This is a genomic window from Hymenobacter lapidiphilus (genome assembly GCF_003417065.2).
GTDB lineage: Bacteria > Bacteroidota > Bacteroidia > Cytophagales > Hymenobacteraceae > Hymenobacter.
Genome location: NZ_QVLT01000028.1, coordinates 1 through 14468, shown reverse-complemented (window position 1 = coordinate 14468; position 14468 = coordinate 1). Strand labels below are relative to the sequence as shown.

Here is a 14468-nt window from a genome sequence, read left to right as displayed (position 1 = left end):
AAAGATGCCAATTCAGCCACGCTTAGTTGCAACCAGGATGTTCTATATTTAGACCCGATAGCCGCCGCTGGTTACAATAAATGCGTTTGTAAATCAGTGGTTTATAGCAATAGATTTAGACTTTAGAAAGCTCCGCCCGCTCATGGACGACCTGCGCACCACGCTTGCCACCTTCTCGCCCGACGACCACAAGGAGTTTCGGCAATTTATTCAGCGCCAGCGCCGCAAGCAGAACGGCCGCATGGATGTGCGCCTCTACGAGCTGCTGGCCCAGTCGCGCGAGCATACCACCCCCGAGTTGCTGGCCCGTCTCTACCCCAACGAGCCCAACGCCGTAGCTTATTATGCCCTGCGCAAACGTCTGCTGCGCCACTTGCTCGACTTTCTGCTGCTGCGCCAGCACCAGCAAGACCCCACGGCGGCCGCTTCGGTGCGCGGGCTGCTCACGCTGGCCCAGTACCTGTTTGAGGCCGGCATCGAGCGGCTGGCCTGGAGCACGCTGCGCAAGGCCGAAAAGCTGGCCCGCACCAACGAGCAGTACGAACAGCTCAACGCCGTGTATAACCTCCAGATAGCCCGCGCCCACAGCCCCCACGCCGACCCGCTCGACGATATCATCCGCCAGCGCAACCTCAACAAAAAGGACGCCGACGAGGAGGAGCGGGCCAACATTGCCGACAGCCTCATCCGCCAGCGTCTGCGCCATTCGCGCCTGAAGGGTCGGGCCGCCGAGTCGTTTGACGAGATTCTGCAGCAGGTGCTGCGCGAGTACGACCTGCAGGAGGCCTTTGCGCGCCGGCCCGCGCTGCTGCTGCGGCTTATGTCCATTACCCGCGCGGCCATGCTCGTGCGCCGCGACTACGCCTCGTTTGCGCCCTTCGTGATGCGCTGCTACCACCTGATGGAGAAGCGCCACGGCTTCCGGCCGGCCCACCGCGAGGCCCAGCTGGGGCTGCTGCTGATGATTGCCCACGCCCTGTACCGCACCCGCCGCTTCACCGAGTCGGTGGAGTATCTGGAGCGGCTGCGGGCGCTGCTCGAAGCCGGTCCGCGCCTGCTGCGGGCGGCTATGTGGCCGCGCTACACCTTTCTGCTGGCCGCCAACTACGCCTTTCTGCGCCGCAACTCCGAGAGCATCTGTTTGCTTGAACAGATGCTGCGGCTGCCGCTCAGCCCCCGCGAAGAGCTGACGGGCCGCCTGGGCCTGGGCTTCCACTACTTTGCCGAAGGGCAGTTTCAGAAAGCCAACCAAACGCTGCAGGCCATCGGGCGCACCGACCACTACTGCGAGCAGGAAATGGGCGTCGAGTGGGTTATCAACCGCGGCATGGGCGAAATGCTGATCCAGTTCGAGCTGGGCAACCCCGACCTGGCCCACAACCGCCTACGGGCCATCGAGCGGCTACTGAAGGAGCGGTTCGGGGCCGGCGGCGGCGGCTACTCGACCGTGCTGAGCTACCTGCAGCTGGTGGGCGAGCTTATCGACGATCCGGCCACCGCCAGCTGCCCCGCCTTCGCCGCCCGCCTGCTCCAGATTCCGTCGTTCGTGTCGCTGGGCCAGGAAGATTTGCAGGCCCTGAGCTTCTTCAGCTGGCTTCGCTCGCAGGTCACGGGCCAGCCTTACTACAGCGTGCTGCTGGAGCTGGCCAACGCCCCCGAATCGGAGCCCCGAGCCTAAAAAACGGCTCGGCTGCGCAACGCAAAAGGACATTATTACACTGCAGCGGCCGTAAAAACGACTCGTCTCAGTGTAATAAGGTCCTTCGTTTCGCTTCAGCCGGCCAGGCAGCTTATCCCGCGCTGGCGGCTAAGCGCCGGGCGCGCTACTAGTTGGTGCGGGTAGCGGCGTTGATTTCGGCTTTGGCGTCGCCGGCGGCGGCATCCATTTTGTTGTCGGCTTTGTCGGCAGCAGCTTTGGTTTCGGCAGCGGCTTTTTCAGCGGCGGCTTCGGTGTTGGCGGCGGCATTCTCGGCCGTGTTTTCAACTGCCTGACCAGCGTTTTCGAGGGCGTCATCGGTGGCTACGGCGGCATTGTCAGCGGCAGCTTCGGTGTTGGCTTCGGCATTCTCCTGGTTCTGCTCGGTGCAGGAAGCAGCGGAGAGCGTAACGGCAGCGGCAACGAAGAGGGTTTTGAACAGGGTTTTCATCGGAGTAGAAATCAAAAGGGAAGAAATGGATACCGACGGCCTGTCGGACAGGTTTTTATAAGCGTGACCGAAAAAAGTAACCCGCTTCCGGAAGAATTTTATCGGACTCGCTGTGTTGCGCTGTCCGGATCGTTCCGTCAGGGCCGCCTCATACCGAATCTTTCAACTCCTAGCCGACTTCGCCGTATGGAAGGGCCGCCGCCCCGGCCGGCAGCCACCATTTGCCTGCTCCCTATGCGTTTTTGCCTGCTCTTATTTGCCTGTTTTCTACTAACTCACCTGGCAGCGGCCCAGGCCAACGATGGTTTCCAGCGGCGCGACGGTACTATGTTCGTGGTTCGCAACGGCGAAGTCCGGCCCATGCCCCACGATGTGCAGCTGCCCAACGGCCGCCGCGTTACGCGCGACGGCTGGGTGGTGGAGCGCGACGGCCGCCGCACCGAGCTGCGCGACGGCCAGGGCTGCACTATGCTCGGCGAGGCCGCCCGCGCCGAACCCGATAGCCGCGGCCGGCTGACGCTGCACAGCCCCGGCCCTGCCGCTACCCAGGCCGGGCAGGGGCGCTCGGGGTTCTGGTCGGGCAAAAAGTGGAAAGGCAAAGGCAAGTACAAGCGCAAGCGCCACGACGATTAGCGTGGGCCACCGCCGGCCCTACTTCCCGGCCTCCTGCGCCTGGCGGTCGATAAAGAAGATGCGGCCGTTTTGCGTCACCTGCGCCCGGCCCCGGTCGTCGAAGTCGGTGGCGCTGGCGTAGCGGCCGAAAGGGGCGCTGCCGGCGGTGGTGTCGGCCAGGTAGTCTGGGCCGATGAAGGTGAAGTAGCCCCCTGTTTTCACGCGGGCCAGCTTCTGGTCGAAGGAATAGGCTTCCTGAAAGATAACGGGCGCGGCGGGCTCCTCGGGCCCCTGAATGTAGTGCCAGCCCTGGGCGGTGAGCACGGCCGCGTAGCCTTCCGAGAAGTCGCGGGCGGCGTAGTAAAACGAGTTGAACTCCTCGCCGCCTTCATTCAGAAACGTGTACAGCTCGCCGGCCCGGGCCCGGGCATATCCGTCGGCGTAAGGATACAAGGCATCGTAGGCCGGCTTGATGACTTCCGTTCCGTCGGCGGCCACGAACCCGGATACGCCATCCTGCTCCACTATCGCCCGGCCCTCCCGGAACTCGTTGATGCGGGCGTAGCGGGCGGGCAGCAGCGTGTCGCCGCCGGGCTGCAAGAGGCCGTACTGGCCATTATGCTCGAATGGTATGGGTTCTTCGGGGCTGCACCGGGTTACACCCAGGGCCAGGATAAGGGCCGCTCCACCGGCCAGCGCCACGTAGCGGGTGCGGGGTGGCAGGGCCGCCAGCTGCTCCCCAATAGTAGCCCGGCCCTGCTCTGGCAACCGTTTCCAGTCAATAGCCTGCGCCCGGGCCCAATAGCTGGCCCAGGCGCTTGGCTGGCTGGCGGTGAGCTGCGTTGCGGCAACCGAGGGCGGCAGGTGCGGTGTGGGCGCGGGCAGGCTGTTGTCGGCTACCGGGCGGGGTGCCGCCGGGGCGGGGCTGGCCGCCGGAGTTCCGGCCGGAGCCGTGGCCAGTTGGCTGATGAGCTGTTCGAGCTGCCCGATTTTCTGGCCCAGCTCCTGGTTGCGGGCCTCCAGGTCGGAACGGTGGCGGTCGATGGAGGCTTCGAGGGCCTGTTTCTCCTGCCGCTCGGCGCTCAGGAGGGAGGCTAAGTGGGGCGCTTCGGGCGCAACCGGGGCCGCCTGCAACTGCTCCTGTAGCTCCGTCATGCGCTGCTCGCGGGCGGTTTCACGCGCTTCGAGGGCATTTAGCTGCTGCTGCACTTCCTGCTGCATCTGTTGGCGCAGGGCCTCCAGCTCCTGCTTTTCCTGGTAATGCGCGTCAATGTCGATTTCGTAGCCGGTAGAGGTGCGGTCGAGCTCGGCCACGTCTTCGGCCCCCAGCCAGCGCCACAGCTGCCCGGCCCACTTGCCCAGCTGCTCGCCGGAGCCGGTAGGTTCTGCTTCGTGGATGCCGGCGGCCATTGGTGGCCCGGCTGCCGCAGCCGTTTCGGCCGGTCCGGGTGTGGGGGCGCTAACCAGCCCTTCCACGCCCGTAAGCAGGGCAGCTACCTGCTCGAAGTCGGTGGGCGTGAGGTCGATTTCGGGCGAGGCCAGCTGGGCCAGGCGGCGCGTAAACCGGCTCGGGTCGGGCAGCAGATGAAAGGTGGAGGCAGCCGGTACGGCCCCCATGCGGGCCTCTACGGTGGGCCCGAACTGCACGGGGGCGCTGAACAGGACCAGCCCGGTTATAAAGTGCAGGTTGGCCGCTTCGGCCGGCAGGTATGGCCCCAGCAAAGCTGCCAGCGCACTTCGTTGCCGCTCGAAGCGGGCAAATGGGTTGTCGGCTTCATCGGCTTCGGGGGTCGGTAGCTCCAGCGGCGTACCGTCGAGGTACCAGGGCCCGGTGCGCAGGTCGGGTAGCTCCAGCTCGCCGCCGGCGGGCAGCAGCTGCACAATGGTGAGGCTGCGGGGGCGCAGCAGCAGCGCATCAATGGGGGCCTCGCCGGCCGGCAGCGGCACTTGGCCCAGCAGCAGCGTGGGCGGCGCGCCGGCTTCGGCGGCCAGCGCGGCGGCTATGGCCTCAAACTGCTTCTGACGGATGGGTGAGAAAAACGGGGAAGATTGGTACTGATGCAGCATGAACAAGCGGTGTGGCCGCAACTTTCCGACCCAAACAGGCCGGTGCAAAGGTAGGGTACGCAGGCCGCCGCCGTCCGGATGCGCCAACTTTTCGGGCCACGGGCAAGTATAGCCGGGTAGTTCATCTATGTCGTTTCTTTCGCTTTTCTGCCTTTCCTATGGATTCCACCGCCTCCACCCCTGCCAACCAGCCCGCCCCTTCTGTACCGCTCACCGTTACCGATGAGCAGAACTCGGCCCTGCTTACCGACACGCTTAGCCTGCTGGGCGCCAAATTGCCCGACGTGGGGCAGGCGCTGGCCGAAATCGACCGCTGGATTGAAGTGCTGAAGGCGACCGAGCGCGCTGGTCTGGCCAAAGTAACCCAGGAGCTACAGTTGGTGCATAAGCAGTTGTCCTCGTCAGACACCGATACCCACGACCTGGCCGAAACGCTGGCCTCGCTGGGCAACGAAACCAGTAAGGTGGCCGAAGAAACCTCCAACGACTATGCTACGCCGCTTGCTCAGCTTGGCAAAACCCTGATGAAGCTCGGCTCGCAGCTGTCAAAGTAAAAAACCCGCTCATCCTTCGGCACGCCGTGCCCGAGGATGAGTGGGTTCGGGCAGCCGCCGACGTAACTTTACGCCTCTGCTTGCTGCTTATTTTATGTCTGACTCTGCTCCCTTCGTCGCCGACCTGACCCTTTACGAACCATTCGACGGCATGCGCTTCGGGCCGGAGGCGTGCTTTTTGTGCGGAACCCCCACCACGCCGCCCCAGGATACGGTTCCGGTTTTCGCCGACTGGCTCATGGACCGCTACCAGCTGCGCGAGCGGCCCATCAGGCTGCTTGACCTGCGCATTGTTACCTATCCGGAGTTGCGCATTGCCTGCTGTGCCCGTTGCCGCACGCGGCACGTCGAGCCGTTAGAAGCGCACGTGGAGGCCGTCAGTCGGCAGGGCGTGCGCGGGTTTCGCGAACTGGATGAGCAGACACTGTTTCTGTGGCTGGGCAAGATGTTCTACGGTATTCTGATAACCGAGCTCATCAACCAGCAGGACCCGTTAGCTATGCCGCAGTACCCGCTGGCCGAAAACGCCCAGATGCTGCGCCGTTTCCAGGCCTTTTTCCAGCCCCTGCAGGCCCTGCGCGTACCCATCAGCTACGACGATTTCGCGCCCGCCTCGATATTCGTGCTCGAAACCGACGCCACCCACGACGAGTTGCCCTTCGAGTACGATGACGACCTGAGCACGCTGACCTTCAGCATCAAGCTCGATGAAACCGTGTTGGTGGCCTGTCTGGTCGATAACGGCATCATCGGGCAGGCCATGCGGCGCGTCGATGCCGATGCCCGCCGGCCGCTGCACCCGGTGCAGGTAGCCGAATTCAAGGCGCGCGTGTACTATGCCGCCTACCTGCTCAATGTGGTGCCCGACTACTTCCCCCGCGCCCTGAAGCCGGGCGACCAGGAGGTAGTAATGGATTCGCTCATCGACGACGTAACCGGGGCCATTTTCAATCCCTGGGAAAATAGTGCCTACGCCCAGTCGCTGCTGGAAATGTGGAAGCGCTGGCAGATTCCGCTTGAGCGTATTATGGCCGACCCGAACCGCCCGCTAAGTTACCTGTACGACGCGCACGACCAGCCCCGGCACCTGCCACGGTACCCAGAGGGCGAGGAGTGAGGCCAAAAAGGAAAGCGGGCCGCAAAAGCGCAGTGAGCCGAAGCTATTGGCCGGAGTACCAGCAGGCCAAAAAACGACAGCGCCTAAGCACTGTCAACCAAGCACTAAGCTCAGATCAACCTGCCTGCCAAGCAGGCTTAGGGGCATATTTCTGGAGCTGAATACCGGTCCAACGGCCTTCGAGGCCGTTTTTGCATTCTTGCTCACTCACCAGTACGTCCACGCAATGGCGGTGGCGCCGGTTCATGGTGTCATGAATAATGTACACGCCATCGAGGCCGTTGCCGAGGCCGGTAACGCGGACTTTTTCACCGAACTTAAACGGTCCGCCCCACTTGCTGAGCAAGTCGCGGGATACGGCTACCCAGCGGGTTTTGCTGGAATGGCGCTGGGGAATGATGGAGCCGTCGGCGGTTTCCATCGGGTTGTCGTCGGTCTGGCCCACTTCGGGCCAGTAGGTGGTAGCCGTAACTTTGTACGACAGCATTTCAGGTGCCTTTTTGATGGGCAGCACCGGCAGCGACACGGCTACCGGACGGGGGCTCAGGGTGGCAACGGTGGAGGGCAAGGCCAACGCCGTTGAGGAAACAGTACGGGGAGGGAAGAGGAAAGTCAGCAGGAGTAACGCAATGGACATGGCAATAGGGTCAGTGAACTCTCGCTTGGCCTGGAGAGGGTAGGCAGCCGGCCCGACTCGGCAAAAGGGCAAAAACACCTTTTTTGAAATATTTCGGTGTTTCCTTATCTATGGTTGCGGCCTAAAGACCGAAAGCAGACAACAGAGGAAGAAAATCGGCATAAATTAATACAATTTGATGATTTAGTTGTATTAAGTATGCTGTTTCTGTTTGAAGGGGCCAAAGATAAGCGCTTTTTATGGAACAACCATAAATGGGCCTTTCTGGCGTGCCAGTAGGGTTGGCGCGCTGCAACCCCATCCTAAAGCGCTGCCAACTGGTTGCGGAACAACGGAACGCCCATACGGCGGCGGGACGATTAAGGTTCCTTCCAGCGGCTAAACCTGGTGCGGCAGGCCCCGTATTGTATGCGGTCGACCACTGTTGCCGTGGCCGGCGCACTTTCCGGCTAACTAGCGTTCCTATGCTCCCCCACTCGTTTTTTGCGCCTGCCCGCGCCGCAGTCTTGCTGGCACTGGGCTGCCTGGGTGCCTGTTCCGCACCTTCTTCCGAGCCCAACGTGGGCGCCGGCCCTGCCACCGCAGCCGACTCGCTGGGCGCAGCTGCCCCCGTTGCCCCGGCCGGTTCACCGCTGCAGATAGTGGCGCAATTCCGGGAGCCGCAGATTGTGGGCGTGGCCGTGCTGCCAGATGGTCGCATGTTCGGCGACTTTCCGCGCTGGGACAACAACCCGGTGGCCCCGGTGGCCGAAATCGGCCCCGGTAACTCGTTGACGCCTTACCCTGACGCTGAATGGTGCAAGTGGGATGAAACGGTGCGCAACGAACCCCAGAAACACTGGATCTGCCCCCAGAGCGTGTACGTCGACCCGAACGGGATGCTGTGGGTGCTCGACCCGGCCTCGCCCGGTATCAAAGGCACGGTGGCCGGCGGCCCCAAACTGGTTAAAATCGACCCGACCACCGATAAAGTGGTGCAGAACATTGCCATTCCCGCCAACGTGGCCCCCGGCAAATCCTACCTCAACGACGTGCGCGTTGACCCCGAGGCCCAGTACGCCTACATCACCGAGTCGGGCATTGGCAGCCTGGTGGTTATCGACCTGAAAACGGGCAAGTCGCGGCAGCTGCTGGCGCGCCACAAGTCCATGCTCGGCGACACCACGCTCAACATCAAGGCCGATGGCAAGCTACTCGTGGACCCGACCGGCAAGCAGGGCCAGTTCAACGCCGACGGTATTGCCCTGAGCCACGACCGCCAATACCTGTACTGGAAGCCGCTGACCAGCTACGCGCTCTACCGCATCAAGACCGAAGCCCTGCGCAACCCGGCCCTTACCGATGCCCAGCTGGCCGCCCAAATTGAAGACCTAGGCAAGGTGCCGGCCTCCGATGGGATGATTCTTGACGCGCAGAATAATCTTTACCTATCGGCCTTCGAAGACCACTCCATCAAGCGGCGCACCCCCGATGGCAAAATAGAAACCGTAGTGCAGGACCCGCGCTTGGAGTGGCCCGATACGTTTGCCTTTTCCGCCGATGGCCGCACGCTCTACGTCACCAACTCGGCCATCCACAAAACGGCTACTTGGAACCAGGGCGTCGGCCAGCAGGACCAGCACTACCACATTTTCAAGCTGCCGGTGGGGAAGTAGGGGGGCGGCTACCGTACCTTTTAGCATTTCACGCAGTGTCCCGCAGTGTCCCGCAGTGGGTGAAATACCTCCCTAATCCATCATATCAGCTGCTTTAGGCGGGTTGTGGGCTTCGGGGCGCCAGCTGAGCGGGTAGCCTTCATCCTCGTAGGCCAAAGCGGCCTCGGTGAGGTAGAGCGGCCGGAAGGTGTCGAGCATAACGGCCAGTTCGTGGGTTTCCTTTTTGCCGATGCTGGCCTCCACCGTTCCGGGGTGTGGCCCGTGGGGGATGCCGCTAGGATGCCAGGTGAACGAGGCCAAATCGACCCCGCGGCGCGACATGAAATTGCCGGCCACGTAGTACAGCACCTCGTCGGAATCGACGTTGGAGTGGTTGTAGGGGGCCGGAATGGCCTGCGGGTGATAGTCGAACAGCCGGGGCACGAAGGAGCAGATGACGAAGTTGTTGCCCTCGAACTGCTGGTGTACCGGCGGCGGCTGATGAATGCGGCCGGTAATGGGCTCGAAATCGTGGATGCTGGTGGCGTAAGGGTAGAAGTAGCCGTCCCAGCCCACCACATCGAAGGGCGAGTTGCCGTAGAAAAGCGAGTGGAGCTGGCCGTCTTTCTGGATCCGCACCTCATACTCGCCTGACTCGCGCACGTCGTTCTCAATCAGCTCCGAGGGCGTGCGGAAGTCCCGCTCGCAGTAGGGCGCGTGCTCCAGCAGCTGCCCGAAGTGGTTGCGGTAGCGCCGGCAGGTTTCCACCGGGCTGAACGACTCGATAATGAGCAGCCGCACCGGCCCTTCCTCGAAGTGCATCTGGTGGATAATCGTGCGCGGAATCACGATGTAGTCGCCCGGCTCGAAAGCAAGTTTACCCAACTGGCTCCACAGTTCGCCGCGGCCCTCGTGCACGAAAATCACCTCGTCGGCCAGCGCGTTTTTGTAGTAGTAATCCATGCGCTTCTCCGTCGGATTGCAGACGCTCATTGTCACATCGGAGTTGCCGAGCATGGTTTGGCGGGCTTCGAGGTAGTCGCCGCCGGTGCTGGTCTGGGCTAGAGTGCGCAGGTGGGCCGGGGCCAGCGGCCGGTCTTTGAGTAGCTTGGGTGCAAAAGGCCGGGCCGCCCCCACGCGCCGGATTTCGGTGGGTGCGTGCTGGTGGTAAAGCAGCGACGACACGCCGTGAAAGCCCAGCGTACCCACCAACTGCTCGTGGTAAAGCGAGCCGTCGGGCTGCCGGAACTGGGTATGTCGCTTGCGCGGAATCTGGCCTAAACGTTGATAAAAAGGCATAACGAACGAGTCTTTCGGGTGGGAAATACCGGTCGGTGAAGGTACAAAGTTTATGAGTTGCCAAGGTTTGGCAACTGACAACCGAATACCTTTGTCGGCGCTTTACCATTTTTATGCTCTCGTTTCTGCTGCCACTGTTGGCCCTGCTCGCTCCTTCTAATCCGGCCTCAGTGCCCCGCAGCCGCACCTTTCACTTCGACTATACCGCCACTGTGCCCGCGGCTCCGGCCGGCACCAAAGCCGTGGAGCTATGGCTGCCTGTGCCCCACGATGATGCGTCGCAGCAGGTGCGCCAGCTGCGCATAACGGCGCCGGTGGCCTACGATATCCAGACCGGCGAGTACGGCAACCGCATCCTGCACCTGCGGGCCACGGGGCCAGAACTCAAGGGTTTCGAGGTGAAAATGAGCCTGGAAGCCACTCGCCAGGAACACCTCAGCCTGTCGTTGCCGGCCGGCCCGCGCCCCGCTCCCGAAGCGCCCGACCCCAACCTGAACCGCTGGCTGGCCCCCGATAACCTCGTGCCGCTCGACCCCAAAATCCGCCTCTGGGCCCAGGAGGTAGTGGCGAAAGCCGGCGCGAAAACCGACCTCGAAAAGGCCCGCGCCATCTATGAGCACGTCGTCAGCACCGTTACGTACGACAAAACCGGCCAGGGCTGGGGCCGGGGCGACATCTACTACGCCTGCGACGCCCGCCGCGGCAACTGCACCGACTTCCACGCCGTGTTCATTGGCTACTGCCGGGCGCTGGGCATTCCGGCCCGCTTCAGCATCGGCTTCCCGCTGCCGCCCGAGCGCGGCACGGCCGAAGTAAAGGGCTACCACTGCTGGGCCGAGTTCTTCACTCCCGCCACCGGTTGGGTGCCCATCGATGCCTCCGAAGCCGCCAAAAACCCCACCCGCCGCAACTACTTCTTCGGCGCCCACGACGAAAACCGCCTCGAATTCAGCCGGGGCCGCGACCTGGCCTTGGCCCCACGCCAGCACGGCCCGGCGCTCAACTACTTTATCTATCCCTACGCCGAAGCCGACGGCCAGCCGCTAGCCGGCGTAAGCCATAGCTTCCGTTTTCAGGATAAATAGGATTCAGCTGCCAGTGAAGGCACGTCATTCAGAGCGAAGCGAAGAATCTCGCGTGAATCGTTGGACAGTTGCTGCAACAACCGCACGCGAGATTCTTCGCTTCGCTCTGAATGACGTGCCTTCACTGGCAACTGAAGCGCTACTGCCCGGCCAGCCCGAGCAGAGCCGTGTTGCCGGGCTCACGAATGGCGTTCAGGGCCTGCCGCATCTCGGTATCGTCGTGGTTGAGGACGCGGAAGTAGGCAGGCTTGCCGTAGGCGTTGCGGGCAATGTAGGCTTTCAGCTGGGTGCGCAGCAGGGGTGCGCAGCGGCGCAGGCCGGCGGCGTCGGCGGGCAGGCCGTTTTGCATTGCGCGGGTAGCCAGTAGCTGCAGCTGCACGTCGCTGATGCGGAACTGCTCGCTGAACTGCTCGAAGCGCAGCGCCTCCAGTTCAGCTTTGTGGTCCTGGTAGTAGCTGAGGGCGAATTCTCGCACTAGGTTCAGGCTTTGCAGCTTCAGGTAGTAACCCGACTGCGCCGAGGTATCGCGCGACACGAACAGGTCGGGCATGATGCCGCCACCGCCGTACACCATCCGGCCCCGGGCCGTGCGGTAGCGCAGCGAATCGGCAAAGTGAATGCTGTCGGCGTGGAAATATTCGCCGTTGCGGGCCCGGTTCTGCAGCTCTTTCTCGTATTCGGCCAGCCCATGGCCGTACGATTTCTGAATGCTGCGGCCCGAAGGCGTGTAGTAGCGGGCAATGGTGAGGCGCAGCTCCGAGCCGTCGTTGAGGGTGATGGGCTGCTGCACCAGGCCCTTGCCGAAGGTGCGCCGGCCGACCAGCAGGGCCCGGTCGTGGTCCTGCAGGGCGCCGGCCAGAACCTCGGAGGCCGAGGCGCTGCCCTCGTCTACTAGCACCACCAGCGCGCCGTCCTCAAACTCGCCGGCCACCCGCGAGTAGGTCTGGGTGTCGTATTGGTCGCCCTTGCCCTCGGTGTACACAATTTTCTTGGTGCCTCCGATGAACTCGTCGGCAATTTTGGTGGCCCGGTCGAGGTAGCCGCCGGGGTTGCCGCGCAAATCGAGCACGAGCCGCGTTAGGCCTTGGCGGCGCAAGTCGCCCAGGGCGGCCTTGAACTCATCGTAGGTGCCGCTGGCGAAGCGGCTGATTTTCAGGTAGCCGGTCTCGTTGTCCACCATGTAAGCCACATCGACTGACGAATTGGGGATGCGGTTGCGCATGACGGCCACGGTGATGGCCCGGGGCAGGCCCCGGCGCAACAGCTGCAGCCGAACCTGGCTGCCGCGGGGGCCGCGCAGCTTGCCAAACAGGTCCTGCATCGCGAAGTGCACGCCCGATACGGCCTGCCCGTCTACGGCCAGAATTCGGTCGCCGGGCTGCAGACCGGCCTGCTCGGCGGGGCCTTCGCTCAGCGGCGCCACTACCGTTACCGTGTCGCGGAATAGGTTGAATTCGACGCCAATGCCGTCGTAGTCGCTCTGCAGAAAAGAAGAAGCCTGCTGCTGCTGCTTGGCCGGAATGAACACCGAATGCGGGTCGAGGCGCTCCAGCATGCGGGTAATGGCGTAATCCGACAGCTCCTCGGCATTCACCGAGTCCACGTAGTCGCGGTCGATGTAGCTGAGGATTTCCTTGAACTTGAGGTAGCCGCGGGCCGTCAGGTCGGGGTTCTGGCTGGAAGGCCGGAAGGGGTTGGCGCCAATCAGCACGCCACAGGCCAGTACCAGGCCCAGCAGCCAAGGCTGGCGCACCTGCCACCGCCAATTGCGGGTTCCGGGCTCCGAATCGGGCCGGGGTGGCTGCTTTGGCTGAAAGGTCATAAAGCGCTAAGCGAGTAGAAGTTCAGTCAATAAACGGGCAATAGGCATGGAGCGGTTCTCCAAACTTATTGAAACTTTTCAAAGAAACCGGCGCGTTACATAGCGGCATATCGATTTTCGAATAAGTATCCAATTTTTTATAATCTTAAGTCAATAAATAGCCATTTTTACGTGTTTTATCCTAACAGAGAGACATGCCAGCGCCTATTCAATACAAAGGTTTTTCTATAATTATAGAACGATTCTGTTTTTCGCTCAACTGGAGCTTTTGCTCGCCCGACGGCAGTGTGGAGGCTGTGGCCAATAACCAACTCCGGCCGGGTGATTCGGGCTGTCTGTCGTACCTTTGCGGAGCGGAGCCCGCCAGTTGGCAGGCCCGCGCCACACTCTTTTTTTCGATGCAATGGGGCGCGTTATGGCCATTGATTACGGGCACAAACGCGTGGGGCTGGCCGTTACCGACCCGCTCCAGCTGATTGCTACGCCCCTGACCACCATCCATAGCCAGGAGCTGCTGGCCTACCTGAAAGCCTACCACGAGCGTGATCCGCTGGAAGCGCTGGTGGTCGGAATGCCCCGCACCCTCGGCAACGAGCCCACCGATGCCACCAGTGCCGTAGTGGGCCTGATCCGGCGGCTCCGTAAGGATTTCCCGGCTGTGCCGGTGCACGAAATCGACGAGCGGTTTACCTCCCGGATGGCCCACGCGGCCATGCTGGCCGGCGGCCTGGGCAAAAAGGACCGCCGCGACAAGGCCACTGTCGACCGGGTGGCGGCCACTATTATCCTTCAATCTTACCTCGAATCCCGATGATTTTCCCCATCGTTGCCTTCGGCGACCCGGTACTGAAAACCCTCGCCAAACCCCTGCCCGCCAACTTCCCGGCGGCCGAGCTCGACCTGCTGATTGCCAACATGTACGAGACCATGTACCACGCCCACGGCGTGGGCCTAGCCGCCCCGCAGGTGAGCAAGAGCATTCGCCTGTTCGTTATCGACTCGGCGCCCATGCTGGATGAGGACGAGGACGGCAACCCGATTGTGGACGAGCCCACGGCGGGCCCCGTCAAGCGCGCCTTCATCAACCCCGAAATGCTGAGTGAAACCGGCGAGCCGTGGGCTTTCGAGGAGGGTTGCCTGAGCATTCCCGGCATCCGCGAGCGGGTAACGCGCTGCCCGGTTATCCGGCTGCGCTACGAGGACGAGCAGCGCCAGATCCACGAAGAAACCTTTTCGGGTCTCACGGCCCGCGTCATTCAGCACGAGTACGACCACCTGGAAGGCGTGCTGTTCACCGATTACACCTCGGGCCTGCGCAAGCAGCTGCTCAAGGGCAAGCTCGCCCGCATCAGCAAGGGCGACGTGGATGCCGACTACCGCATGCGTTTCGCCGCCCCGGCCGGCAGCCGGCGCTAGTTGTTTGCTGTAAACTGACTGTCATTCAGAGCGAAGCGAAGAATCTCGCGTGAACCCGTTCGTCTATAACGGGTTCAC

13 protein-coding genes are annotated in these 14468 nt (G+C 62.6%); 8 read left to right on the top strand and 5 right to left on the bottom strand.

Annotated features, from left to right (window positions below; translation table 11 throughout):
- Positions 1-142 precede the first annotated feature (142 nt).
- Positions 143-1678: a hypothetical protein gene (locus D0N36_RS14555; protein WP_116942587.1), complete on the top strand. Its 1536-nt coding sequence runs from the start codon at positions 143-145 to the stop codon at positions 1676-1678.
- A gap of 148 nt (positions 1679-1826) precedes the next feature.
- On the opposite strand, the gene D0N36_RS14550 is transcribed toward D0N36_RS14555, so the two are convergent.
- Positions 1827-2147 (bottom strand): hypothetical protein, encoded by a 321-nt coding sequence (locus D0N36_RS14550; protein WP_116942586.1) that lies wholly within the window; start codon positions 2145-2147, stop codon positions 1827-1829.
- 234 nt (positions 2148-2381) lie between these two features.
- On the opposite strand from D0N36_RS14550, the gene D0N36_RS14545 reads away from it, so the two are divergent.
- Positions 2382-2780, top strand: coding sequence for a DUF6799 domain-containing protein (locus tag D0N36_RS14545; protein ID WP_147320924.1), 399 nt, complete (start codon positions 2382-2384; stop codon positions 2778-2780).
- Positions 2781-2798: 18 nt separating this feature from the next.
- Here the strand turns inward: D0N36_RS14545 and D0N36_RS14540 are convergent, their stop codons facing one another.
- Entirely contained in the window at positions 2799-4826 is a 2028-nt protein-coding gene (locus D0N36_RS14540; RefSeq protein ID WP_147320923.1) for a WG repeat-containing protein, read from the bottom strand.
- Between the two features lie 158 nt (positions 4827-4984).
- On the opposite strand from D0N36_RS14540, the gene D0N36_RS14535 reads away from it, so the two are divergent.
- Together D0N36_RS14535 and D0N36_RS14530 are read left to right on the top strand one after the other, a co-directional pair.
- Complete coding sequence (locus D0N36_RS14535) at positions 4985-5380, top strand: hypothetical protein (protein WP_116942583.1); 396 nt, start codon at positions 4985-4987, stop codon at positions 5378-5380.
- A gap of 94 nt (positions 5381-5474) precedes the next feature.
- Entirely contained in the window at positions 5475-6497 is a 1023-nt protein-coding gene (locus D0N36_RS14530; protein WP_116942582.1) for a hypothetical protein, read from the top strand.
- Positions 6498-6612: 115 nt separating this feature from the next.
- On the opposite strand, the gene D0N36_RS14525 is transcribed toward D0N36_RS14530, so the two are convergent.
- Positions 6613-7065 (bottom strand): RlpA-like double-psi beta-barrel domain-containing protein, encoded by a 453-nt coding sequence (locus D0N36_RS14525; RefSeq protein WP_147320922.1) that lies wholly within the window; start codon positions 7063-7065, stop codon positions 6613-6615.
- 533 nt (positions 7066-7598) lie between these two features.
- Between D0N36_RS14525 and D0N36_RS14520 the strand changes: the two genes are divergently transcribed.
- Complete coding sequence (locus D0N36_RS14520; RefSeq protein WP_190242694.1) at positions 7599-8789, top strand: SMP-30/gluconolactonase/LRE family protein; 1191 nt, start codon at positions 7599-7601, stop codon at positions 8787-8789.
- 72 nt (positions 8790-8861) lie between these two features.
- Here the strand turns inward: D0N36_RS14520 and D0N36_RS14515 are convergent, their stop codons facing one another.
- Positions 8862-10067, bottom strand: coding sequence for a homogentisate 1,2-dioxygenase (locus D0N36_RS14515; RefSeq protein ID WP_116942579.1), 1206 nt, complete (start codon positions 10065-10067; stop codon positions 8862-8864).
- A 113-nt stretch (positions 10068-10180) separates the two neighbouring features.
- Between D0N36_RS14515 and D0N36_RS14510 the strand changes: the two genes are divergently transcribed.
- The gene (locus D0N36_RS14510) at positions 10181-11152 is read left to right on the top strand and encodes a transglutaminase-like domain-containing protein (RefSeq protein WP_116942578.1); all 972 of its coding nucleotides are present in this window, start codon (positions 10181-10183) and stop codon (positions 11150-11152) included.
- Positions 11153-11291: 139 nt separating this feature from the next.
- Here the strand turns inward: D0N36_RS14510 and D0N36_RS14505 are convergent, their stop codons facing one another.
- On the bottom strand, positions 11292-12974 hold the full coding sequence (locus D0N36_RS14505; protein WP_116942577.1) for a S41 family peptidase: 1683 nt from the start codon (positions 12972-12974) through the stop codon (positions 11292-11294).
- A gap of 403 nt (positions 12975-13377) precedes the next feature.
- On the opposite strand from D0N36_RS14505, the gene ruvX reads away from it, so the two are divergent.
- A complete protein-coding gene (ruvX, locus tag D0N36_RS14500; protein ID WP_116942576.1) occupies positions 13378-13788 on the top strand; it encodes a Holliday junction resolvase RuvX in 411 nt (136 codons plus the stop codon).
- Entirely contained in the window at positions 13785-14390 is a 606-nt protein-coding gene (def, locus tag D0N36_RS14495) for a peptide deformylase (RefSeq protein ID WP_116942575.1), read from the top strand. The genes ruvX and def overlap by 4 nt, the downstream gene beginning before the upstream one ends.
- Positions 14391-14468: the final 78 nt, after the last annotated feature.